Annotated in this window: 21 protein-coding genes; 6 read left to right on the forward strand and 15 right to left on the reverse strand. The window is 66.2% G+C overall.

Translation table 11 applies throughout. The features are described from left to right. Nucleotides 1–57 precede the first annotated feature (57 nt). The 7 genes from recA to dapA form a co-directional block, all read right to left on the reverse strand. Complete coding sequence (gene recA, locus NUW81_RS01845; RefSeq protein ID WP_280638913.1) at nucleotides 58–1,131, reverse strand: recombinase RecA; 1,074 nt, start codon at nucleotides 1,129–1,131, stop codon at nucleotides 58–60. Between the two features lie 105 nt (nucleotides 1,132–1,236). Next, complete coding sequence (locus NUW81_RS01850; RefSeq protein ID WP_245109810.1) at nucleotides 1,237–1,593, reverse strand: response regulator; 357 nt, start codon at nucleotides 1,591–1,593, stop codon at nucleotides 1,237–1,239. Nucleotides 1,594–1,643: 50 nt separating this feature from the next. Beyond that, the gene (locus NUW81_RS01855; protein ID WP_245109813.1) at nucleotides 1,644–4,043 is read right to left on the reverse strand and encodes a hybrid sensor histidine kinase/response regulator; all 2,400 of its coding nucleotides are present in this window, start codon (nucleotides 4,041–4,043) and stop codon (nucleotides 1,644–1,646) included. A 1-nt stretch (nucleotide 4,044) separates the two neighbouring features. Continuing rightward, nucleotides 4,045–6,120: a M13 family metallopeptidase gene (locus NUW81_RS01860; protein ID WP_245109816.1), complete on the reverse strand. Its 2,076-nt coding sequence runs from the start codon at nucleotides 6,118–6,120 to the stop codon at nucleotides 4,045–4,047. Nucleotides 6,121–6,134: 14 nt separating this feature from the next. Further along, a complete protein-coding gene (locus NUW81_RS01865; RefSeq protein WP_245109818.1) occupies nucleotides 6,135–6,701 on the reverse strand; it encodes a DUF2062 domain-containing protein in 567 nt (188 codons plus the stop codon). Beyond that, nucleotides 6,694–7,164: an SsrA-binding protein SmpB gene (gene smpB, locus NUW81_RS01870; RefSeq protein WP_245109820.1), complete on the reverse strand. Its 471-nt coding sequence runs from the start codon at nucleotides 7,162–7,164 to the stop codon at nucleotides 6,694–6,696. The genes NUW81_RS01865 and smpB overlap by 8 nt, the downstream gene beginning before the upstream one ends. Beyond that, the gene (gene dapA / locus NUW81_RS01875) at nucleotides 7,161–8,042 is read right to left on the reverse strand and encodes a 4-hydroxy-tetrahydrodipicolinate synthase (protein WP_245109822.1); all 882 of its coding nucleotides are present in this window, start codon (nucleotides 8,040–8,042) and stop codon (nucleotides 7,161–7,163) included. Before dapA ends, smpB begins: the two co-directional genes overlap by 4 nt. Nucleotides 8,043–8,139: 97 nt before the next feature. Here dapA and NUW81_RS01880 point away from each other — a divergent pair, with 97 nt between their 5' ends. Together NUW81_RS01880 and greB are read left to right on the forward strand one after the other, a co-directional pair. Continuing rightward, entirely contained in the window at nucleotides 8,140–10,122 is a 1,983-nt protein-coding gene (locus NUW81_RS01880; RefSeq protein ID WP_245109825.1) for a lytic transglycosylase domain-containing protein, read from the forward strand. After that, entirely contained in the window at nucleotides 10,122–10,619 is a 498-nt protein-coding gene (gene greB / locus NUW81_RS01885) for a transcription elongation factor GreB (protein WP_245109827.1), read from the forward strand. The genes NUW81_RS01880 and greB overlap by 1 nt, the downstream gene beginning before the upstream one ends. Here greB and NUW81_RS01890 read toward each other — a convergent pair. The 3 genes from NUW81_RS01890 to aspS form a co-directional block, all read right to left on the reverse strand. Then, nucleotides 10,604–10,762 (reverse strand): DUF2256 domain-containing protein, encoded by a 159-nt coding sequence (locus tag NUW81_RS01890; protein ID WP_245113627.1) that lies wholly within the window; start codon nucleotides 10,760–10,762, stop codon nucleotides 10,604–10,606. The genes greB and NUW81_RS01890 overlap by 16 nt on opposite strands. Next, nucleotides 10,759–11,538, reverse strand: a complete 780-nt coding sequence (locus NUW81_RS01895) for a polyphosphate kinase 2 family protein (protein WP_245109829.1) — start codon at nucleotides 11,536–11,538, stop codon at nucleotides 10,759–10,761. Before NUW81_RS01895 ends, NUW81_RS01890 begins: the two co-directional genes overlap by 4 nt. Before the next feature lie 90 nt (nucleotides 11,539–11,628). Continuing rightward, nucleotides 11,629–13,449, reverse strand: a complete 1,821-nt coding sequence (gene aspS / locus NUW81_RS01900) for an aspartate--tRNA ligase (RefSeq protein ID WP_245109832.1) — start codon at nucleotides 13,447–13,449, stop codon at nucleotides 11,629–11,631. A 114-nt stretch (nucleotides 13,450–13,563) separates the two neighbouring features. Here aspS and rnd point away from each other — a divergent pair, with 114 nt between their 5' ends. After that, complete coding sequence (gene rnd, locus NUW81_RS01905) at nucleotides 13,564–14,730, forward strand: ribonuclease D (protein WP_245109835.1); 1,167 nt, start codon at nucleotides 13,564–13,566, stop codon at nucleotides 14,728–14,730. A 1-nt stretch (nucleotide 14,731) separates the two neighbouring features. On the opposite strand, the gene NUW81_RS01910 is transcribed toward rnd, so the two are convergent. Genes NUW81_RS01910 through NUW81_RS01925 form a run of 4 tightly spaced genes read right to left on the reverse strand, consistent with a single transcriptional unit; the run spans nucleotide 14,732 to nucleotide 20,197 of the window. Then, a complete protein-coding gene (locus NUW81_RS01910; protein ID WP_245109837.1) occupies nucleotides 14,732–16,198 on the reverse strand; it encodes a Ppx/GppA phosphatase family protein in 1,467 nt (488 codons plus the stop codon). After that, complete coding sequence (locus NUW81_RS01915; RefSeq protein WP_245109839.1) at nucleotides 16,195–18,363, reverse strand: RNA degradosome polyphosphate kinase; 2,169 nt, start codon at nucleotides 18,361–18,363, stop codon at nucleotides 16,195–16,197. The genes NUW81_RS01910 and NUW81_RS01915 overlap by 4 nt, the downstream gene beginning before the upstream one ends. Next, entirely contained in the window at nucleotides 18,360–18,968 is a 609-nt protein-coding gene (locus NUW81_RS01920) for an HdaA/DnaA family protein (protein WP_245109842.1), read from the reverse strand. Before NUW81_RS01920 ends, NUW81_RS01915 begins: the two co-directional genes overlap by 4 nt. After that, a complete protein-coding gene (locus NUW81_RS01925) occupies nucleotides 18,968–20,197 on the reverse strand; it encodes a heavy-metal-associated domain-containing protein (RefSeq protein ID WP_245109845.1) in 1,230 nt (409 codons plus the stop codon). The genes NUW81_RS01920 and NUW81_RS01925 overlap by 1 nt, the downstream gene beginning before the upstream one ends. 62 nt (nucleotides 20,198–20,259) lie before the next feature. Between NUW81_RS01925 and purM the strand changes: the two genes are divergently transcribed. Then, a complete protein-coding gene (purM, locus tag NUW81_RS01930; RefSeq protein ID WP_245109848.1) occupies nucleotides 20,260–21,327 on the forward strand; it encodes a phosphoribosylformylglycinamidine cyclo-ligase in 1,068 nt (355 codons plus the stop codon). After that, a complete protein-coding gene (gene purN, locus NUW81_RS01935; protein ID WP_245109850.1) occupies nucleotides 21,317–21,880 on the forward strand; it encodes a phosphoribosylglycinamide formyltransferase in 564 nt (187 codons plus the stop codon). The genes purM and purN overlap by 11 nt, the downstream gene beginning before the upstream one ends. Here purN and NUW81_RS01940 read toward each other — a convergent pair. Then, nucleotides 21,877–22,419 carry an NADPH-dependent FMN reductase gene (locus NUW81_RS01940; RefSeq protein WP_245109852.1) on the reverse strand — a complete coding sequence of 181 codons (543 nt, stop codon included), beginning with the start codon at nucleotides 22,417–22,419 and terminating at the stop codon, nucleotides 21,877–21,879. The two genes, purN and NUW81_RS01940, sit on opposite strands and share 4 nt — an antisense overlap. A 180-nt stretch (nucleotides 22,420–22,599) precedes the next feature. Here NUW81_RS01940 and NUW81_RS01945 point away from each other — a divergent pair, with 180 nt between their 5' ends. Beyond that, a complete protein-coding gene (locus tag NUW81_RS01945; RefSeq protein ID WP_245109855.1) occupies nucleotides 22,600–23,388 on the forward strand; it encodes a helix-turn-helix transcriptional regulator in 789 nt (262 codons plus the stop codon). Nucleotides 23,389–23,410 lie beyond the last annotated feature (22 nt).

Raw genomic sequence — 23,410 nt, forward strand, 5'->3', positions numbered from 1 at the left:
AAAAAAGGGCCCGGCGCGAACGCCAGGCCCTTCCTCATTCGCGGGGATGCGAAGTGACTATTCGGCGTCGGACTCGGGGCCCGTCATCATGGCCTCCTCGACCTCGTCCTTCTTCTGGCCGCGGATCGCGGCTTCGATCTGGTCGGCGATCTCGGGATTTTCCTTGAGGAACTTCTTGGCGTTCTCGCGGCCCTGCCCGATGCGGGTCGAGTCGTAGCTGAACCAGCTACCCGACTTGTCGACGAGACCGGCCTTGACGCCGAGGTCGAGCACTTCGCCCATCTTCGAGACGCCCTCGCCATACATGATGTCGAATTCGACCTGCTTGAAGGGCGGCGCGACCTTGTTCTTCACCACCTTCACGCGGGTCGCGTTGCCGATGATGTCGTCGCGGTCCTTGATCTGGCCGGTACGGCGGATGTCGAGGCGGACCGACGCGTAGAACTTCAGTGCGTTACCGCCGGTCGTGGTCTCGGGGTTGCCGTACATCACGCCGATCTTCATGCGCACCTGGTTGATGAAGATGACGGTGGTCTTCGACCGGTTGATCGAGCCGGTCAGCTTGCGCAGCGCCTGGCTCATCAGGCGGGCCTGGAGGCCGACGTGGCTGTCGCCCATCTCGCCCTCGATTTCGGCACGCGGCACGAGCGCGGCGACCGAATCGACCACCAGCACGTCGATGGCGTTCGAGCGTACCAACGTGTCGGTGATCTCGAGCGCCTGCTCGCCCGTGTCGGGCTGCGAGACGATCAGCTCGTCGATGTCGACACCGAGCTTCTTGGCATAGACGGGGTCGAGCGCATGCTCGGCGTCAACGAAGGCGGCGGTGCCGCCCATCTTCTGCGCCTCGGCGATGGCATGGAGCGCGAGCGTGGTCTTGCCCGAGCTTTCCGGCCCGTAGATCTCGATGATGCGCCCGCGCGGCAGGCCGCCGACGCCAAGCGCGATGTCGAGTCCGAGGCTGCCGGTGGAGATGGTCTCGATCTCGATCTTCTCGCGGCTGCCAAGCTTCATCGCCGAGCCCTTGCCGAACGCGCGGTCGATCTGCGCGAGTGCGGCATCGAGCGCCTTCTGACGGTCGCTGTCCATTTTATCGTCCTTCGATTTCACGACTTTCAGCTGCGCTGCCATCATCCATCCCCTTTCGTCAACAGAAGGGCTCCAAAAGCCCTGCGATGGGGATGCTGTACCCACTTTGTTCCGCAAGAACAAGGGGGGAACGTTAAAAGGGTGAAACTATTGCGCGAGCGTGGCTTCGATGACCGGTTCGACACGGTCCATCGTGAAGGGCTTGGCAAGAGTCGGGGTCGAGAGGAAATCGGCGGGCGGCTCGGTCACATGTCCGCCGGTTGCCAGCGCGAAGGGGATACCGCGTTCGCGCAGCGCCTCGGCCACCGGCCACACCGGCTCGCCGCCGAGATTGACGTCGAGGATGGCCATGTCGAAACCGCCCTTCTCGACCGCTGCCATCGCTTCCGCGACGCTTTCGCAAGACGCGGCCACCTGGTGGCCGAGCGCGTCGAGAAAGTCCTCGAGCATCATGGCGATGAGGGGCTCGTCCTCGACGACGAGAATGTTTCGCGGATGGGTCATCGACGTAGCGTTATCGCGCCGCGGGCGCGCCGCCAAGTCCAATCGTTACGCTATTGCTTGCCCTGCTCCTTGGCGAGCACCTCGCGCACCGCCTCGGCGAGCTCCTGCACCGAGAAGGGCTTGGGCAGGAAATCGACATTGTCGATGTCGATCGACTTCCTCAATTGCTCTTCTGCATAGCCGGACATGAAGAGGATCGGCAGGCCCGGACGATCCTTGCGCGCCTCGCGCCCCATCGTCGGCCCGTCCATCATCGGCATGACCACGTCGGAGACGAGGAGCGCGATATCCTGCTCCTCGTTTTCGAGGATCTCGAGTGCTTCCTCGCCATTGTTGGCGGTCAGCACGGTATAGCCGTGGCGGGTGAGCGCGCGCTCGGCCACCGTGCGGACCATCGGCTCGTCCTCGACGAGGAGGATGGTGCCCTGCCCCCACAGCTCTTCCTCATTCTCTTCCTTGGGCTTGGCGCCGGCGCGCGGCCGGTCGTCCTCGGCGACCTCGTGGACGGGAAGGTAGATGACGAAGCTGGTGCCCTCGCCGACCTTGGAATCGGCGAAGATGTAGCCCCCCGACTGCTTGACGATGCCGTAGACGGTCGAGAGCCCGAGGCCGGTGCCCTTGCCCACTTCCTTGGTCGTGAAGAAAGGCTCGAAGATCTTGCCGAGCACGGCGGGCGGGATGCCCGAGCCGGTGTCGGAGATGCTGAGCGCCGAATAGTCGGCGATGGGAAGGATCTCGCTGCCGAGGTCGGCGACCTGGTCGGCGCGCACCTTGTAGGTCTGGATGGTGAGGATGCCCCCGCCTTTCTCCATCATCGCGTCGCGCGCGTTGACGGCGAGGTTGACGATGACCTGTTCGAGCTGCCCGGGGTCGGCGCGCACGAGGCCGACGTCGCGGCCGTGCTTGACCTTGAGTTCGACCGTCTCGCCGAGGAGGCGCTTCAACAGGTGGCTAACCTCGGCGACCACGTCGGCGAGTTGGAGCACCTGCGGGCGCAGCGTCTGCTGGCGCGAGAAAGCGAGGAGCTGGCGCGTGAGGCCCGCGGCACGGTTGGAGTTCGACTTGATCTGCTGGATGTCGCCATAGTCGCTGTCGCCCGGCGTATGGCGCATCAGCATGAGGTCGCAGTGACCGATGATGGCGGTGAGGATGTTGTTGAAATCGTGCGCCACGCCGCCCGCGAGCTGGCCCACCGCCTGCATCTTGGTGGCCTGCGCGATCTGGCGCTTGAGCTTGGCCTCCTCGCTATTGTCCTTGAGGAGGAGGAGCACGGCGGCGTCGCCGATACCGCGGAGCCCCGCGACGGTCAGTGCGACAGGCTCCTTGGGGTTCTTCGACAGGCGCACCGCGATATCGCCCGACATGGCGGGGCCGCGGGCATGGCGGCGCACGGTGTCGGCGACGATCCCCTTGTCTTCCTTGACGACGAGGTCGCCCGGATAGGAGACGCGCGCCTCGCCCACCCCGCCCGCCTGGCGGAAGGCGGCGTTCATGGTGAGGAAGCGGCCGTCGCGGTCGACCAGTGCGAGGCCGAGCGGAAGGAGTTCGATCAGCGCCTGGACATTGTCGCTTGCCGCCGCGATGCCGCCGTCCTCGCGCGCCTCGAACAGGAGCAGCGTGCCCGCCCCGCCGTCGACGCTGGGGTCGATCGGGACATGGACGCCGCGAAGGGGCGTGCCAACTTCGCCTTCCTCGACGAGGTGCAGATAGCCGTCGTCGCGCTGCTCGAGCAGGTCGGCGAGCGTCGGCGTGCCGGTCGCCTTCTCGGGCAGGGCGCGCTGGACGAAGGGGCGATTGGCGGCCACGAGGCGGCCGCGATCGTCGATCAGCGCGGCCAGCACGCCCGCTGCGGCAAGACGGTCGCCGGTCTCGCCTGCCACCCGCTGGGCACTGACCTGGAGCCGGTCGGGTCGGCTGGCGGAGGGAAAGCGCCACAGGAGCAGCCGCTCGGTCCCCGCGCCGACGCGGACGATGTCGACATCGACCTTCTGGTCGCCGAGGCTGAGCTTGTCGCGCGCCGCTCCGTCGCGCAACGCCAGCGAACGCAGCGCTTCATGGGTATCGGCCCGCTCGGCCGCGAAGGGCTGGAGATGCTCGGAAAAGCGTTTGTCGAAGCGCGGGTTGGCGAGGAGCAGGCGCCCCTCGGCATCGGTCACCGCGGCGGCATCGGCGGCGAGCCGCAACGCCGCCCCCGCCAGCGCGAATTCCTCGGTCGGCGCGACCGGCACCAGCGCGGCAGCACCCGCCTCGGGCCGGCGCGACTGGTAGAGCGAGACCGCGCCGAAGAGGAAGGCACCGAAGAGGAACAGGCCGGCGGCCCACCCCGTGTCACCCTCGCCGAAATAGAGGACGGCGGCCGAGGCCAGCGCTGCACCGGCCAGCACCGGACCGAGCCATTGCTGGCTGGGTTCGAGCGGTTCGGCGGCCAGTGCAGCGTGGCGATCGAGCATCTTACCAGACGGTCACCCGCTGGTCGGGGGCGAGATACATCCCGGCCCCGGCATCGACGTTGAAGGCGTCATACCAGCTGTCCATGTTGCGGACGACCCAGACGCGCTGTTCGGACGGCGAGTGCGGGTCGGTCTTGAGACGACGCTTCAGTTCCTCGTCGCGATAGTTGCGGCGCCATACTTGCGCCCAACCGAGGAAGAAGCGCTGGGCACCGGTGGTGCCGTCGATCACGGGTGCTTCCGCGCCATTCAGCGACGCCTTGTAGGCGTCATAGGCGATGGCGAGGCCGGCAAGGTCGCCGATATTCTCGCCCAGCGTGAATTCGCCGTCGACATGTTCGCCGGGGAAGATCTCGTAACCGTCATACTGGTCGATGAGCGCTTTCCCGCGCGCCTCGAAGTTCGCGTAATCGGCCTCGGTCCACCAGTCCTTGAGGTTGCCGGAGCTGTTGTACTTGGCACCCTGGTCGTCGAAGTGGTGGCTGATCTCGTGGCCGATCACCGCGCCGATACCGCCATAGTTGATGGCGGGATCCGCATTGGGATCGAAGAAGGGCGGCTGCAGGATCGAGGCGGGGAAGACGATCTCCATCATGCCGAAATTGGCATAGGCGTTGACCGTCATCGGGGCCATGCCCCACTCCCAGCGGCGGATCGGTTCGCCGAGCTTGGCGAGCGCGTCCTGATGCTGCCATTCGCGCGAGCGCTGGACGTTGCCGAACAGGTCGGCGCCATCCATCGTCAGCCCTTCATAGGTCTCCCAGCGGTCGGGATAGCCGATCTTGACGGTGAACTTGTCGAGCTTTGCGATCGCCTCGACCTTGGTATTCTCGTCCATCCAGTCGGCGGTGACGATGCGGTTGCGCATGGCCTCGAGGACATTGTCGACGAGCGTCTGCATCTCGGCCTTATACTCGGCGGGGAAGTGGCGCTGGGCATAGACCTGCCCGACGTCGTCGCGCAGCGCGCCCGAGACGAAGCTCACGCCCCGCTTCCAGCGCCCTTCCTGTTCGGGCACGCCCGACAGCGTCTTCGAGTAGAAACCGAACACGCGGCCATCAACGGCGGCGGGCAGCGCCGAGGCGTAGCTGCGCAGCGCGGCGACGGTAAGCTTGTCCTTCAGGACCTGGAGGTCGGCATCGGCGGCCAGCTTGAGGCCCGCTTCGATCGCGCTCGGGGTCATGACGTTGATCTCGGCAAAATCATATCCGCCCGCGGCCCACATGGCGTCCCAGTCGTAACCGGGGGCGAGCGCCTCGAGCTCGGCCTTCGAGCCGAGATTGTAGGTCTTCTCGCTGTCGCCCAGCGCATTGCGGTCCCAGTGGACTTCGGCAAGCTCGGTTTCGAAAGCGAGGATGGCTTCGGCGCGGGCACGGGCATTGCCCTCGCCCGCCAGCGCCAGCATGTCGGCGAGATAATCGACATAGGCAGCGCGGATCTCGACCTGGCGCTCGGCGTCCTCGAGATAATAATCGCGGTCGGGCAGGCCCAGGCCCGACTGGTAAGCATTCATGATGTAGCGCGTGCTGTCGCCGTCATCCTGACCGATATACCAACCGAGCATGCCGCCGCCGAAGCCGAGGCGATCGGCCTTGCCGACCATCGCGGCATAGCCGGCAAAGCTGTCGACCGCGTCGATCTCGTCGAGCAGCGGCTGGATCGGCGCCATGCCGAGCGCTTCGACGCGGTCGGTGTCGAGGAAGCTGTTATAGGCCGCGCCGACGCGGTTGTTCGGGTCCTTGGCAGCATCGAGGATGATCGCCTTGGTGCGCTCGCGCGAAAGGTCGTCGAGCGCGCCGAACATGCCGTAGTTCGACTTGTCGGCGGGGATTTCGGTCGCCGCGGCCCAGGTACCGTTGGCAAAGTCGTAGAAATCGTCGCCCGGCGCGACCGAGCGGTCCATGCCCGCGGTGTCGAAACCAAAGGTGCCGAGTTCGGCCTGCCCTGCCGGCTCGTCGCCCAGTTCAGCGGCGGCTTCGGGCAGCGGCGCGGTGGTGGCGGCGGTTTCGATCTCGGTGGTCTGCGTACAGGCGGCCAGCGCGCTCGAGGCGGCCAGCGCGATCATCAGTTTCTTCATTCTGTCTCCGGAATTCAAATCGAGTTGTCCTCGACACTACGCTGCTTCCAGCGCCGCGCAATCCACAATCTCCATCCGACGAGCGACACCCAATAAGCGACGAATGCGAGCACCACGGCAATGACGAACAGGCCGAAAATGACCGCCGGCGCGGCATCGGACAGCGCCCAGCGCGTCCACTCCTCGAGCGAGGCGTGGCTGTCGACCAGCGCCATGAAGCTGTCGACATTGGTGTCGAAGCCGAACAGGGCGCCGACCTCCAGCCCCGCGATGAGGAAGACGGGCGTGGTCGCCGGATTGCTCACCCAGGTGATCGCGGCGGCAATGGGGATGTTGGCGCGGATGGGGATGGACATGGCGGCGGCGGCGAACATCTGCAGGCCCGGGACCATCAGGAAGATACCGATGAACATGCCCACCAGCACCGCACGCGGCACCGAGCGACGGGTGAAACGCCAATATTCGTGCGCCGCGATATAGCGACGCACGGGCTTGAGCCAACGCGATTCCACCAGCTCCTCGCGCGTTGGCGCGTTGCGCTGGAGGAAGCGCTTGATCGGTCCGGGGGCGTGCTTACCCACGGTCCCTCAGGATCCGCGCCTGCTGCCGTTTCCAGTCGCGATCCTTGATCGCCTGGCGCTTGTCATGGACCTTCTTGCCCTTCGCGAGCCCGAGTTCGAGCTTGGCCTTGCCCTCGCCGTTGAAATAGATCGACAGCGGGACGAGCGTCATGCCCTGCCGCTGCACCGCACCCATCATCTTGTTGATCTCGCGCTGGTGCAGCAGGAGCTTTCGCGGCCGCCGCGTCTCGTGGTTGAGGCGGTTGCCGTGGCTATATTCGGGGATGTGACTGTTGATCAGCCACGCCTCGCCATCCTCGACGGTAGCATAGCTCTCCTTGATCGAGCCTTCCGAATTGCGCAGCGCCTTTACCTCGGTTCCCTGCAAGACGATGCCCGCTTCGAACCGTTCCTCGATGGTATAATCGAACGTGGCGCGCCGGTTCTCGGCGACGACCCTGACCTTGTTGAAGGCCTTGCTCATCCGGTCAGCCCCGCATGGGCAAGCGCGGCGTCGACGAGGGCCTTGGAGGCATCGGACGGTTCGGTCATCGGCAGGCGCACTGCGGTCGAGCTGCCGGGCCGGACCTTCGAGAGCGCATATTTACACGGGCCGGGCGAGGCATCGCTGAACAGCGCGTCATGGAGCGGGAAGAGCTTGTCCTGCAGCGCCAGCGCCTCGTCCCAACGCCCGCCCAGCATCGCCTCCTGGAACTCGCTGCACAGCTTCGGCGCGACATTGGCGGTGACCGAAATGGCCCCCACCCCGCCCATCGCGTTGAAGCCCAATGCCATGTCGTCATTGCCGCTGAGCTGGATGAAGTCCTCGCCGCAGGCGAGCCGCTGCGCGGTGACGCGGGCGAGATTGCCGGTCGCATCCTTGATCGCGACGATCTTCTCGTGGCGGGCGATCTCGCCCAATGCCTCGACGCCGATATCGGCGACCGTGCGGCTCGGCACGTTGTAGACGACGATCGGGATCGGCGAGGACTCGGCGCAGGCGGTGAAATGCGCGATAATCCCCGACTGGTTGGGCTTGTTGTAATAAGGCACGACGCACAATGCGGCATCGGCGCCCGCCTCGGCGACCATCTGGATGGCGGCGATCACGGCAGCGGTATCATAGCCGCCGCAGCCCGCGATCACGGGCACGCGACCCTTGGCTTGCTCGACACAGGCGGTGACCACCGACTGATGCTCCTCGCCCGACAAGGTGGCGACTTCGCCCGTCGTCCCGCAGGGCACGAGCCCGTGCGTCCCCTCGGCGATCTGCCAGTCCACAAGCTCCCGAAACGCACCGAGATCGACCGCTCCGTCCGCGTCGAACGGGGTCACCAGCGCGGGAATCGAGCCACGAAACATATATTCATCCTTTCTTCGGAACGACTTGCCGCTCCAACCCTTTGTCAGGGTGTAATGTTCAGCGTCCTTAAAGAAGCCCTTGCCTAACATGTCCAGTATGAGGAAGCCCGCCCTTTTCATCGCCGTTGCCACCCTGTCCGGAATGGCAGCATCCTCGGTTGTCGAACAGAATGTCCGCCCCGAGGTACAAGCGGCGAGTACGGCGGTCGCCACCCAGGCCCGACCCGACATCCGCGTCATCGATGCCGCGATCGGCGAATGGCGCCAGCTCCGGCGCGACAATCGCCCGAGTTTCGAGCGCGCCGCGCGCTTTGCCATCGCCTATCCCGACTGGCCCGAGGCGGACAAGATCCGCGCCCGCGCCGAAAATGCGATCCATGCGGGCGTGCCCGACGAGCAGGTCGTCGCCTTCTTCCGCGCCACCCCGCCGCGTACGGCCAAGGGCTGGACGCGGCTTGCCTATGCCTATGAGCGGCAGGGCCGCTCCATCGAGGCCCTCGCCGCCGCGCGCTCGGCCTGGGCCAGCCCCGATCTCACGAGCGAGGACGAGGCGCTGATCCGCGCGCAATATTGGACCCGCCTTACCCCGACCGACCATGCGGTCCGCGTCGATGCGCTGTTGTTCGACAAGCAGGCGAGCCGCGCGGCCGCCTATGTCTCGCTCGTGCCCGCCGCCGAACGACCGATCGCCGAGGCGCGCATCGCGCTCCAGCGCGGCGATGGCGATGCCCAGCAGAAATTCGCCGCCGTGCAGGACCGCGTCGATGACCATGCCGGTCTCCTGATGGACCGCGCGCGCTATTACCGCCTGTATCGCAACGAGGCAGCGGCGCAGTCTTTGCTCGCCCAGCCCCACAATTTCACGACCCGCCCGACCGATGTCGACAAGTGGCTCGAGATGCTGCTGCTCGCCGCGCAGGGCGCCGAGGCGCGCGGCGACTATTCGACCGCCTTCAACATCGCCCGCCAGCTCGAGGATGCTTTCGTGCCCGGCGACGACAAGACGCTCCAGCCCTACGGCGTGCGCGACAAATATACCGACCTCGCCTGGCTTGCCGGCACGACCGCGCGCGACCGCCTGCGCCGCCCTGCCGCCGCCAGCACCATGTTCGAACTCTATTCGGGCGGTGGCCGCTCGCTGCAGGTCGAGAGCAAGGGCCTCTACTGGGCCGGCCGCACCGCGGCCGAAGCGGGCGACAATGCGCGCGCCATGGCGATGTTCAGCCGGGCCGCGCAGAGCCCCGAGCTTTTCTACGGCCAGCTCGCGCTCGAACGGCTCGGCCGCGAGATCCCGCCGCCTCCGCCGCTGCCGACGCAGGTCGATCCCGCGGTCAGCGCCGAATTCTACGCCCGCCCCATCGTTGCCGCCGTCCCGCGCCTCGCCAACAGCCGTGACGAGCAGACGCTCATGATCCGCGCGCTCGCCGAGAGCCTCGAAAATGACGGCGAGCGCATCCTCGCCAGTCGCTATGCCGACACCGTCAACCGTCCCGACCTCGGGGTCTGGGTGGCCCGCATCGCGCGCAACAATGGCAGCCTCTTCTATTACCGCTCGGCCTGGCCGACCCATCCGCAGGGCGCCCCCGGCGGCCAGCTGTGGAGCTATGCGCATGGCATCACGCGGCAGGAAAGCTCGTTCGACCGTTCGGCGGTGAGCCACGCCAATGCCCATGGCATGATGCAGCTCCTGCCCGGCACCGCGCGCGACCAGGCGCGCCGCTCGGGCCTCAGCTACAGCTACGCCCGCTTGACGCAGGACCCCGCCTATAATGTCCGCCTCGGCAGCGACTATCTGGCGCTGCGCCTGCGCAATTGGGACGGCGCCATCATGCTCGCCGCCGCCAGCTACAATGCGGGTCACGGCAATGCGATGAAATGGGTGCGCCGTTATGGCGACCCGCGCGACCCCGGCGTCGACCAGTTGGCGTGGATAGAGAATATTCCCTTCGGCGAGACGCGCAGCTATGTGCAGCGCGTGATAGAGAATGCTGCCGTCTACGACCGCCTGAACCCCTATGTGCCCGCTTATGGCGCGGTGCATGTCTCGCGCCACCTCGGCAAGCCGAGTCGCCCCGGCTAATGGCGACGGGGGGCAAGGGTCGCCCGCGCTACATCACCCCGCAAGGGTTCGCGCGGATCCGCGAGGAATATGAGAAGCTGTTCGGCACCGAACGGCCCAAGCTGGTCGAGACGATCAGCTGGGCGGCGGGCAATGGCGACCGCTCGGAGAATGGCGACTATATCTACGGTCGCAAGCGCCTGCGCGAGATCGACCGCCGCCTCGGCTATCTCTCCAAGGTCATGAAGAACGCCAAGGTCGTCGACCCCGCGCGCGCCGAGCGGCGGGACGAGGTGCGCTTCGGCGCCACCGTGACGCTGGTCGACGAGGAAGAGCGCAGCCGCATCCTCACCATCGTCGGCGACGACGAGGCCGAGGCGGGCGACGGCCGTGTCGGATGGTCCTCGCCCATTGCGCGCGCCATCATCGGCGCCAGGGTGGGCGACGAGCGCGGCGTGCGCCTGCCCGCCGGCGAGATGTTCTACGAAATCGAGAAGATCGCCTACCCCGAGGCTTGAGACCTGTTGCCGCGGCACCGCTCCGAGCAATATTTCACCTCGTCCCAGCAATCGCGCCATTTCTTGCGCCATGCGAAAGGCCGCCCGCAGGTCGCGCACCTCTTTTCGGGCAGGTCGCCCTTCTTGCGGTGCCTGCCGCTCAGCGCAGCGCCTTGCCAGGAAAGTCGATCACCTCGTGATCCTCGCCCTGCTCGGCCGGTGGCGCATCAGGCAGCGCCTTGTCGAGCACGTCGACGAGGTGCGCCGCCGCGGCCCGCACGGCAATATCATGATCTTCCGCATCGACGAGCTTCCACGGCGCCCAGCGCGTGTCGGTATCCTCGAACACCGCATTCCACGCCGAGACATAGTCGTTGCGCCGGTCGCGTGCCTCGATCTCGCCGTCGGCGGTCAGCTGGCGCTGCCACGGGTCGGCAAGCCGCTTCTTCATCCGCCGCTCGAGCGTCGGGGCGGAGCAATGGAAGAACAGCTTGACGATGATCGTGTCATGGTCGCGCTGCTGGGCCTCGAACTCGTTGATCTCGTCGCAGCCGCGAGTCCAGTTCTCGTCGCTCATGCCGCGCAGGACGCGCTCGTCGACGAGGCTGCGATACCAGCTCTTGTAGAAGAGGCGGCTGTGCCCCGCGCCGGGCAATGCGTTCCAATATTTGGCGAGCCAGTGACGGTCCTCGCTGCCGATCGCGCTGGGATCGAGGCAGATGCACTGCGCTGAACAGGGATCGAGGCTGCCGAGCACCTGCCGGAGGAACGCCCGCTTGCCGCTGGCTTCCCAGCCCTCGACGAGCAGGATCAGCCGCTGGCGGTGCGCCAGTTGCCTGAGTTGCAGCCCCATGAGGCGCGCGCGAACTTCGGCAAGGTCGTCCCCTGCCCCCTCTTCCTTCGCCGCCCCCGGCTGGCCATCTGTCAATTCGATCGGCACAGCCGGGGTTTAATCGCGCTTCACGCGCAAAACAAAGGTTTACAGGCCAGGCTGTTCCCTTTCTGGGACAGTGTGGCCCGCGCGCCGCTCCTAGCGCTCCTCGACCAGCGTCTCGGGCGCGGGCTCGACCGCCTCTTCCTCGGGCTCGGCCGTCGTCGCGATCGACAGCTCGTCGAGCTGGCGGTCGGTGACGAGGCTCGGGGCGCCCATCATGAGGTCCTGCGCGCGCTGGTTCATCGGGAAGGCGATGACTTCGCGGATGTTGGGCTCGTCGGCGAGCAGCATGACGATGCGGTCGATGCCCGGCGCAGAACCGCCGTGCGGCGGCGCGCCCAGCTTGAAGGCCTCGATCATGCCCGAGAAATTCTCGTCGACATCGGCCTTGGTGTAGCCCGCCACCTCGAACGCCTTGTACATGATGTCCGGACGATGGTTACGGATGGCGCCCGAGGACAGCTCGTAGCCGTTGCAGACGATGTCATACTGCCAGGCGAGGATGTCGAGCGGATCCTTGGTTTCCAGCGCTTCCATCTCGCCCTGCGGCATGGAGAAGGGGTTGTGGCTGAAGTCGATCTTCTGCTGCGCCTCGTCATATTCGTACATCGGGAAATCGACGATCCAGCAGAATTTGAAGCAGCCTTCCTCGATCAGGCCGAGGCTCTGGCCGACGCGGGTACGCGCCGCGCCCGCCAGCTTGACCGCGTCCTTCTCGTCGCCCGCGGCGAAGAAGATGCCATCGTCGGGGCCGAGACCGAGTTCATCGGCAAGCTTGTCCATCTTGTCGGCACCGTGGTTCTTGGCAATGGGGCCACCCCACTCGCCGCCCTTGCGGGTGGCATAGCCGAGGCCCGGGAAGCCTTCGCCGCGCGCCCAGTCGTTCATTTCGTCGAAGAACTTGCGGCTCTTGCCGGCGGTGCCCGGCGCGGGGATGGCGCGGACCTTCTTGCCCTGGCCGACGAGGTTGGCGAACAGGCCGAAACCGGAATCGACGAAATGATCGCCGACGTCGGAGATGATGATCGGGTTGCGAAGGTCGGGCTTGTCCGAGCCGTATTTCAGCATCGCCTCGCGATAGGGGATGCGCGGGAATTCGCCCGCCTTTGTGACGGTCTTGCCGTTCGCGAATTCCTCGAACACGCCCGCGAGCACCGGCTCCAGCGCCTGGAACACGTCTTCCTGCGTGACGAAGCTCATCTCGAAGTCGAGCTGGTAGAATTCGGGGCTACGATCGGCGCGAAGGTCCTCGTCGCGAAAACAGGGCGCGATCTGGAAATAGCGGTCGAAGCCCGAGACCATGAGCAGCTGCTTGAACATCTGCGGCGCCTGCGGGAGCGCGTAGAAGCGTCCCGGGTGGAGGCGTGCGGGCACGAGATAGTCGCGCGCGCCCTCGGGGCTCGAGGCGCCGAGGATCGGGGTCTGGAATTCGGTGAAGCCCTGGTCCTGCATCCGGCGACGCAGCGAGGAGATCACCTTCGAGCGCAGCATGATGTTGGCATGCATCTTGTCGCGGCGAAGATCGATATAGCGGTACTTGAGGCGGATATCCTCAGGATATTCCTGCTCGCCCGCCACCGGCAGCGGCAGCTCGGCGGCTTCCGACTGGATGGTCACGCCGCGCGCGAACACTTCGATCGCGCCGGTCGGCAGCTTGTCGTTGGCGGTGCCCTCGGCGCGCGCCTTCACCTCGCCGTCGATGGTGACGACGCTCTCGAGCTTGAGCGTGTCGAGGATCGGCAGCGCGGGGCTGTCCTCGTCGGCGACGATCTGCGTCAGGCCATGATGGTCGCGAAGGTCGACGAACAGCACGCCCCCGTGGTCGCGCTTGCGGTGGATCCAGCCCGACAGGCGGACGGTCTCGCCGACATGGTCCTTGTTGAGGGCGGCGCAATTGTGGGAGCGGTAAGCGTGCATGATCTTCTCGGGAAATTAGTGTGGCGCGGAAGCCTCCGCATTCGGGTGCTGCAACTCGCCTTGCACGTTGTCTTTGTCAAGGCGCGCGGCTTCGGCTAGGGCGCTTTTCCAACTATGAAAATCCATGATCTCATCCGCGACAGCGCGGAACTCGCCGACCTCGTCTCCCGCATGCAAACCGCCGACTATGTCGTCGTCGACACCGAATTCATGCGCGAGAACACCTATTGGCCGATCCTCTGCCTGATCCAGATTTCGGACGGCAAGGAAGCCGCCGCGATCGATCCGCTGGCCGATGGCATCGACATGGCCCCCCTCCTCGACCTGCTCGTCGAGAATGACGAGGTGCTAAAGGTCTTCCACGCCGGCGGCCAGGACCTCGAAATCTTCCACAATCTCACCGGCAAGGTGCCGGCCCCGCTTTTCGACACGCAGATCGCGGCGATGGCGCTCGGCTATGGCGAACAGGTCGGCTACGCCAATCTCGTCGCCGCCACCTTGGGCCACCAGCTCGACAAGGGCGCGCGTTTCACCGACTGGTCGCGCCGCCCGCTCGATACGCGCCAGCTCGACTATGCCATCGCCGACGTCACCCATCTCGCCGAAATCTTTCCCCAGCTGCTCGAACGGCTCGTGGAAACCGGTCGCGGTGCGTGGCTCGACGAGGAGATGGCGCGGCTCGCCGACCCCTCCTCCTTCGCCTTCGAGCCCGAGGATGCGTGGAAGCGGGTCAAGCTGCCGAGCCGCAAGCCCGAGGTGCTCGGCCGCATGAAGGCGCTCGCCGCCTGGCGCGAGCGCGAGGCCCGCGGCAAGGACCTGCCGCGCGGGCGCATCGTCAAGGACGACACGCTCGGCGAACTCGCCAACCATCCGCCCAAGCGGCAGGAGGATCTCGTCAAGGTGCGCGGCCTGTCGAAGGGCTGGCGCGACAACGAGATCGGCGCCCGCCTGATGGACGCGCTCGCCAACGCCGAACCGCTCGACAAGGACGAGATGCCTGCCAAGCCGCAGCGCCGCCCGGGCCTCACCAAGGACGCCAGCCTCGTCAGCGACCTGTTGAAGCTCCTCCTCAAGATTCGCGCCAAGGAAGCCGGCGTCGCGCCGCGCCTCATCGCGCGGTCGCAGGAGCTGGAGCTGCTCGCCGCGGGCGAGCGCGAGGGCCTCGACATCCTGTCGGGCTGGCGCTTCGAGGAATTCGGTCGCGATGCGCTCGACCTCGTCGAGGGCCGCCTCGCCTTTGCCACCGAGAATGGCAAACTCAAGATGACGCGGACCGACTAGCTCAGCTGAAGCGCACTTTCGCCTCGAGCGAGAGCGCGCTCGCCAGCTGGTCGTGACGCTTCTGCACGGCAGGGCCGTAGAGGCGATATTGCGCCTCCGGCAGCGACAGCACGACCGCGCCGCCGTCGCGGCGGATCGAGGACTGGCGCAGGATGCGGTCGACCCCGCCCGACAGGCGCATGGCGAGCCGGATGGCGCGTCCCCACCCCTCGGCGCGGGCGACATTCCTCTCGCTCAATAGCGCCTCGATACGCGGATCGAAGCCGCCATTGCCGCCAAACGCCGTGTAGAGCGCGCGCCCGATCAGCGCGCGGCCCTTGGCGTCGATCCCGACCCAATTGCCGTGCAGCGCAAGATCGACGGCGCGTTCGGCGCGATAGTCGGGATGCGCGTTCCACGCGATATCGCCGAGCAGGCAGGTGGCGAGCCGGAGCCGCGCCTTGTGCTGGCCGTCGGCGGTGAAGAGCGGCGCAATCCACTGGTCGAGCCGCGCGCCGAGATCGCCGAAGCGGCCGAGCTGGCGCCCGACCTCCAGTGCGGCAGCAAGCAGCGGGTCGTGCTTTCGCGCCTCGGCCGACAGGTCCTGGTAGAGTAGCCCCTCGCGCAGGCCGTCGGCGGAGATGATGATCCGCTCGGGGCTCAGCAGCCCGACGAGCGCGGTCAGGATGGCGATGCCGGCGGAAAGGTGTGGCACTCGCTGGCTCGAGATATTCGCCTCGCTCTTGAGCCTGTCCGCCCCCCATTCCTCCGCGAGCGCCGCCAGTTCGGGGAGGCGCGCGGGATCGAGCCGGTGCTGGTGCGCGATGGGCAGCGGATGGTGCGAGGAGCGCATGTCGAGCTGGGCGATGGCGCGGAAACTGCCGCCGACCAGGTAGAGCCCCTCGCCCTTCGCGGCGCGGGCGAGCTCACCACCTTCCAGCGCATGGGCGAGCTTGGCGGCGATCAGTTCGGCATCGGGCGGATCGCCAACGCGCAATACGCCGAGCGGCTCGGACGACACCGCCCCGACATGACCGCGCGCAACCCCCGCCAGCTCGAGGCTGCCCCCGCCGAGGTCGGCGACCACGCCCTTGGCCCAGGGAATGGCGCTCAGCACGCCCAGCGCCGAGGCCACCGCTTCCTCCTCGCCCGACAGGAGCGCGGGCTTGAGCCCCATCTTGGCGACGGCATAGAGGAAATCGGGACCGTTCGAGGCATCGCGCACCGCGGCGGTGGCGACGGTGCGCAACCGCTTCACCCGCATCATCTTGGCGATGACACGGAAGCGGGCAAGTGCGTCGAGCGCCATCGCCATCGCTTCCTCGTCCATCGTCCCGTCGGTGCCAAGGCTGCGCCCGAGGCCCGCCATCACCTTCTCGTTGAACAGGATCGAGGGCACGCGCTCGCTGCCGCCATAAACGACGAGGCGGACCGAGTTCGACCCGATGTCGATGATGCCCACGGGGCCGAAGGCAAGATCGCCGATCATCCGCCGCGCTGTGTGAGCTTGAGTTTCGGGATTTTCTTGCCGGCTAGCGCGGCGCCGCGCCCCGACAGCGAGGGGTTGTTCATGAAATAATGGTGGCAGTTGAAATGTCGCTTGCCCGGCTGCAGGCGCTCGTAACGCCCGTCGGCGCCGAGCACCCAACTCTGTTCATTGTCGATAAGGTTGGCGATCATCACCTGTTCAAGAACCTGCGCATGCACCGTCGGGTTCTCCAGCGGCATCATATATTCCACGCGGCGGTCGAAGTTGCGGGGCATCCAGTCGGCCGAGGAGATGAAGACCTTGGCATTGTCGTGCGGCAGGCGCTCACCGTTCGCGAACACGAAAATGCGGCTGTGCTCGAGAAAACGCCCGACGATCGATTTCACGCGGATATTCTCGGAGAGCCCCTCCACCCCGGGCCGGAGGCAGCAGATGCCGCGTACGACAAGGTCGATCGACACCCCCGCGAGGCTCGCCTCGTAAAGCTTGTCGATGACGGTGCGGTCGACGAGCTGGTTCATCTTTGCCCAGATCGCCGCCGGACGACCCGCCAGCGCATTCTCGATCTCGCGGTCGACCAGCTTGAGGATCTTGGCGCGCAGGCTGGCAGGACTGAATGTCGCCAGTTCGAGCCCCTTCGGGCGCACGAAGCCGGTGACGAGGTTGAACATCTTGGCCGCATCGCGCGCCGCCCGCGTCGAGGCCGTGAAGAAGCTGAGGTCGGTATAGATGCGGCTGGTGACGGGGTGGTAGTTGCCGGTGCCCCAATGGGTGTAGGTGCGCATCTTGTCGCCCTCGCGGCGTACCACCATCGCCACCTTGGCGTGGGTCTTCCATTCGAAGAAGCCGTAGACGACCTGCACGCCGGCGCGTTCGAGGCGTGCGGCCCAGAGCAGGTTCTGCTCCTCGTCGAAGCGCGCCTTCAGTTCGACCACCGCGGTGACCGACTTGCCCGCCTCTGCCGCATTGGCCAGTGCCTCGATGATCTCGGACTGCTTGCCGGCGCGATAGAGCGCCATCTTGATCGCCACGACATCGGGATCCTGCGCCGCCTGGCGCAGGAATGACACCACGACGTCGAAGGTCTCATAGGGGTGGTGGACGACGATGTCCTTGGCGCGGATCGCGGCGAAACAGTCGCCGCCATATTCCTTGATCCGCTCGGGAAAGCGCGGGGTATAGGGTGCGAACTTGAGGTCGGGCCGCTCGACCTCGACGATCTGGGCGAGGTCCGCCATGCCGATCATGCCCGACGTCTCGACGATCAGCGCATTGTCCGCCTCGAGCCCCTCCGAGATGACCTGTTCGAGGTCATCGGGCGTGTCGGCGGCCAGTTCGAGGCGGATGATCCGCCCGCGCCGCCGCCGCTTGATCGCCGAGCGGAAGGTGAGGACGAGATCCTCGGCCTCTTCCTCGATCTCGATGTCGCTGTCGCGCAGCACGCGGAAGGCCCCCGCGCCGCGCTTCTCGAACCCCGGGAACAACCGGTCGAAGAATTCGCGAATGACGCTCTCGATCGCGATCACCCGCGTCCCTTCGCCCGATCCCGGCAGTGCCATGAAGCGCGGCAGCGAGGGCGGGATCATGAGCAGTTCGACGAGATCCTCGCCGATCTTGGGATCGTAGAGGTCGAAGATCAGCCCGAAACCCGCATTGGCGACGAAGGGGAACGGGTTGACCCCGTCGACCACTTGCGGGGTGACCACCGGCAGGATTTCCTCGTCAAAGCGATGCGCGAGATAGTCGCGCTCTTCTTGCGTGAGCTCCTCGCGGTGGATGACGTCGAGCCCTGCTTCCTCGAGCGCCGCGCGCAGGTCGATCCATAGCGCCTGCGCCTGCGCCGTCAGCGCATCGGCCTCGGCGGCGATATCCTCGAGCTGCTGCGAGGGCGTACGCCCGTCCATCGACAGTTCCTCGATGCCCTGCAGCTGCTGGCCCTTGAGGCCGGCGACACGGACCATGAAGAATTCGTCGAGGTTTGAGCCCGCGATAGCGAGGAAACGGAGGCGTTCGAGCAGCGGGTGCGCGGGATTGGCGGCTTCTTCCAGCACGCGCTTGTTGAATTCGAGCCACGACAGTTCGCGGTTGAAATAGCGCTCCGGACCGAAGGCATCGACCCGCTTTGCGGCGGGGACACCGTCGACATCCGGATCGGCCTCGCTCATGCCGCCTGCCCTTTCATCTCCAATGCCCGCCTGATGGTCGGCACGGTCAGCCGCGCGCGCTCGGCAATGGCAAAGCGGTCGATCGCCTCGACGGTCCGCTCCACCTCCCAATAGCTGCGTTCCGAGCGCGCCACCAGATAAGCGGCGGCCTCGGGCGGCAGGTAGAGCCCTCGATCGGCGAAATGCAGTTCGAACAGCTGGCCGAGCAGCGCGTCATCGGGTGCCTCGATCCGCCAGATCGGGCTGGCACCCAGGCGCGTGTTCAGGTCGGGAAGCCCGGGCGACCAGTGCGGCGGGGCCTCGTCGGCGACGAACAGCAAGGGGCGCCCCTCTTCCTGCGCGCGGTTCCAGGCGTGGAACAACGCTTCCTCGTCATGGTCCTGTGCATCGTCGAAGACGCGCGCATCCATTTCCTCGGCGAACTGGCGCGCCAGCAGGCTGCGGCCCGAGCGGCGCGGTCCCGTGAGGATGGCGGTGCGCACAGGCCAGTCGCGCCAGCCTGCCAGCCCTGCCACCGCGAGACGGTTGGCCTCGCTGGCGATGAAGCGGCGCGGGCCTTCCTCCTGCGGCCAGTCGAGCGGTAGCGCGATCTGGGCGGGAGCCATCAGCCGTCGTCGCCCTCGATCACCGGCGCTGGCGCGGGCGGCGCCGGTTGCGGCGCGGGACGGTTGATCGTCTGCTGCTGGATCTGCAGCACACCCGCGACATAGGTCGAATACCAACCGCGGGCGAGCAGCGAGGCACGCAGCTGGTTCACGTCGCCGCGATAGGTGACAAGCACGTTCGAGATCGCGCCCGCCGCGAGGCTCTGTTCGGTCACGCCCTCGACCCCGCCGGTCCCGCGCAACGCCGCCAGTGCCCCGCGCAGTGCACCGGAATCGGCGGCGTAGATGCGCATCTGATAGGTCGACACCGGCACCACGACATCCTCGACCTCGACTGGCGGCGGTGCCTTCTCGACGATGATCGACCGGTCAGGACCTAGGTCGCCCTCGCGGAAGGCACGCGCGAACATGCGGTCCATGCGCGCGGCGGCCTGGTTCATCATCGCAGGGATCGCCGAACTGTCGGCGGCGCGCAGCGTGAAGCTGCCGAGCGGCTCGCGGTCGCGGCCGACACGGGCGACGAACCGCCCTTCCGCCGGCCCGCCCGGATAGAGGCGGTGCAAGGTGACCTCGGCGATGAGGATATTGCTGGCGCCATAGAGGTCGGCGACATTGGTCCACCATTCGGTGCCGGGCCGGCGCGTCGCTGCCTCGTTGACCAGCAGCGGGTCGACCCCGAGGCCTGAAACACGGACATAATCGACCGGCGTGTCGGCGGTGCGGAAGAGCGCCCAGGCGCGCTGCCACGGGTTACGCGTCTCCACGCTGGTCACCGTACCGCCGGTGACGGTCACGGGAATAAGCAGCATCGGTGCCGAGCGGCGTTGCCCGCCCGACAGGCCGAGCCGTTCGCCGGTGCGGGCACGATCGAACTGGATGCCGAGGGTGGCGATATAGCGCTTGGGGCCGATCTGTTCGCGCTCGACGACGACCGCGCTGACGAGCTGGTCGAGCGTGTCGTCGGACAGGCGCGGCGCACGATTGGCGGGCCGCTCGGTGGTCTGCGCCCACACGCGGCGCCAGCCTTCGCGCTGGGCGATGCGCCAGCCGTTGAAGCGCGCGTCCTGCGGCGTTTCGCCCGCGACATCCACCTCGATTCCCGTCACCTCGAGAACCTGCGCGGTATCGCGCGGCAGGATGCCACGATCGCCATCCTCCATCTGCGCGGCCGCATAAGTGCCGGCCAGGAGGAAGGGCAGCAGGACGAAAAAGAAGCGCCTTAGGGTCATATGTGCGTCCTTGTGGCGATTTGGTCGTGGATTTCCAAGCCTCATCTCGTTAGCGATGCGGCATGAACGACAAGACCGGCCTGTCCTACGAAGAAGCGGGCGTCTCGATCGAGGCGGGCAACGCCCTCGTCAAGATGATCGCTCCCCTCGCCCGCGCTACCGCGCGCCCCGGTGCCGATGCGGCCCTCGGCGGCTTCGGCGGGGTGTTCGATCCCAAGGCGGCAGGCTTCGAGGACCCGCTCCTCGTCGCCGCCAACGATGGCGTCGGCACCAAATTGAAGCTCGCGATCGACACCGGCATCCACAGGTACGTGGGCATCGACCTCGTCTCCATGTGCGTGAACGACCTCATCGTGCAGGGCGCCGAGCCGCTCTTCTTCCTCGACTATTATGCCACCGGCAAACTCGACAATGACGTCGCCGCGCAGGTCGTCGCCTCGATCGCCGAGGGCTGCCAGATTTCGGGCTGCGCGCTGATCGGCGGCGAGACGGCCGAAATGCCCGGCATGTACGAGGGCAGCGACTATGACCTCGCGGGTTTCTGTGTCGGCGCGGTCGAGCGCGGCCAGCTCCTCGACGCCTCCAAGGTCGAACCCGGTGATGTCCTGCTCGGCCTTGCCTCCAACGGCGTCCATTCTAACGGGTTCAGCCTCGTGCGCCGGATCATCGAGCGCGAAGGCTGGAGCCTCGACATGGCGGTGCCGGGCGATGGTCGCAGCCTTGGCGAAGCGCTGCTCGCCCCGACGCAAATCTACGTCCGCCCCCTCCTCGGGCCGCTGCGCGAAAACCGCATCCATGCGCTTGCGCACATTACTGGCGGCGGCCTGCTCGAGAACATCCCGCGCTCGCTGCCCAAGGGCTGCCATGCGCATGTCGACATGACCGCCTGGGAGCGGCCTGCGCTCTTCACCATGCTGCAACAGGGCGGCGCGGTAGAAGAGGCCGAGATGGCGCGCACCTTCAATTGCGGCATCGGCATGGTTGCCATCGTTCCCGCCGACGAGGCCGAAGCGCTCGCGCTGCACCTCGGCCGCGAGGGGATCGAGACCTTCCGCATCGGCGAGGTGCGCGAGGGAACGCGCGGCTGCACCGTCACCGGCGAGGGCTGGTCGGCGACCCATGACGCCTGACCCGCGAAAGGTCGCGATCCTGATCTCGGGGCGCGGCTCGAACATGCGCGCATTGGTCGAGAAGGCCGAAGGCTATGAGGTCACGCTCGTCGCCTCCAACCGCCCCTCTGCGCCCGGCCTCGCCTGGGCCGAAGAACGCGGCATCGAGACGTGGAGCGAGGACAGCCGCGGGCAGGACCGCGCTGACTTTGACAAACGGCTCGGCGACCGGCTCGAGGAAAGCGGTGCGGGCACCATCGCGCTGGCGGGGTTCATGCGTATCCTCGGCCCCGACTTCATCCGCCGCTTCGAAGGACGGATGCTCAACATCCATCCTTCGCTCCTGCCCAAGTACAAGGGTCTCGACACGCACGCGCGGGCCTTGGAGGCAGGCGATGCCGAACATGGCTGCAGCGTCCATGTCGTGACCGAGGAGCTCGACGCAGGCGAAGTCGTCGCGCAGGCCCGCGTCCCCGTTACCGACAGCGACACGATCGGCACGCTCGAGGCCAAGGTGCTGATCGAAGAGCACAAGCTCTACCCGCAGGCCCTCGCTCGCTTCGCGGCGCGCTAGTCGAGGCGATCGATCCAGTCGGCGAAGGCCTTCAGAGATTTCCCGAGGAACTTGCGGCTGCTTTCGTCGGTCAGCTTGCCGTCCTCGATCTTGTCCTTGCAATTGTTCACCAGGACCTCGGGGCCCGGCCATAGCCGCATGCCGATGGTCCAGGCGACGACCCGCAGATGCGCATGCGCGCGCGCCGTGCCGACGGGGCCGGGCGAGGCACCGACGCTCATCGCGGGCTTGTCTTTCAGCGGCTGCCCCGCGCTCGGACGGCTGAGCCAGTCGAGCGCATTCTTGAGCACGCCGGTTAGCGAGTGATTATATTCGGGATTGCCGATGAGGATCGCATCGGCGGCCTTGGCTTTCAGGATCATCGCCGCCGCGCCGCCCGGCGGGTCGTTCTCGATATCCTCGTTGAACATCTCGACATCAGTCGGGGTGAAGACCTCGATTTCCATCCCCTCGGGCGCGAGTTCGGCGGCGGCATCAAGCACCGCGCGATTGAAACTGCCGTCACGAAGCGATCCACAGATCGCCAATACCTTGGTCATGCGCATCTCCTTTCGCGCAAGAACGGCAGGACAAAGCGCCTCGTTCCGATGCATCGGCCAAGGGGGCAAAAGCGTCGGGGAAAAACGTTCAAGGCAGTAGATCACACGATGTCCGCCATCGACCCCATTGCGTACGTCGGAACCTCTTGAAACTGATACTCATCTGCCTATGCGCACATCATGCAAAAGCTATCGTCAGCTCGCTTCACCCGCCCCAAGCATGTCGACATCGAACTGGTGGCCGTCGCGTACCGCAACCGCAAATTTCCCGTTCACGTACACGAGCAGTATGTCATCGGGGCGATAGAGACGGGTGCGGAGATCCTTCGACTTGAAGGAAAGCAACATGTGGTCGGCGAAGGGCACCTCATCACTCTCAACCCTGGCCAGGCTCATTCGAACTGCTCGATTGGCGACGAAATGCTCGAGTACCGGGTTTTCTATACACCTTCCGAATTGGTCGAAGCATATACCGGAAGGCCCGACCTTTGCTTCATGACGCCGTCGCGCCGGGATTTATCGGCCTCTCAAAGGCTGTTGAGCCTGCACCGGTGGTTCGAGCAAGACATCGGCGATCGGCTCGAACAGGAATCTGCGACCGCCGAGATTATCGAGATCGCTTTCGAGGATGCTGGTCGGTCGAACGGACATGTCCAGCCTCCGCAAAACGTCGGGAAGGCGAAATGTTACATCGATCGACACTACCGAGAAAGTTTTGGCCTCGATGCGGTTGCCGAAGTCGCGGGGGTAACCAAATCTCACTTGGTGAGGCGCTTCAAGAATGCCTATGGATTGAGCCCCTTCGCCTATCGAACCCAGCGCAGGATTCACGAGGCAAAGCGATTGGTGCTGGAAGGCACGCCGCTGGCAGAAATCGCCGCGGAGCTTGGTTTTTCGGATCAAAGCCACCTGACGCGCCAATTCCAATCGACCGTCGGGATCTCACCTGCCCGCTATCGGGAGCAATAAGGTTCAATACGCGCCACATTTC

Source organism: Sphingomicrobium aestuariivivum, assembly GCF_024721585.1.
GTDB lineage: Bacteria > Pseudomonadota > Alphaproteobacteria > Sphingomonadales > Sphingomonadaceae > Sphingomicrobium > Sphingomicrobium aestuariivivum.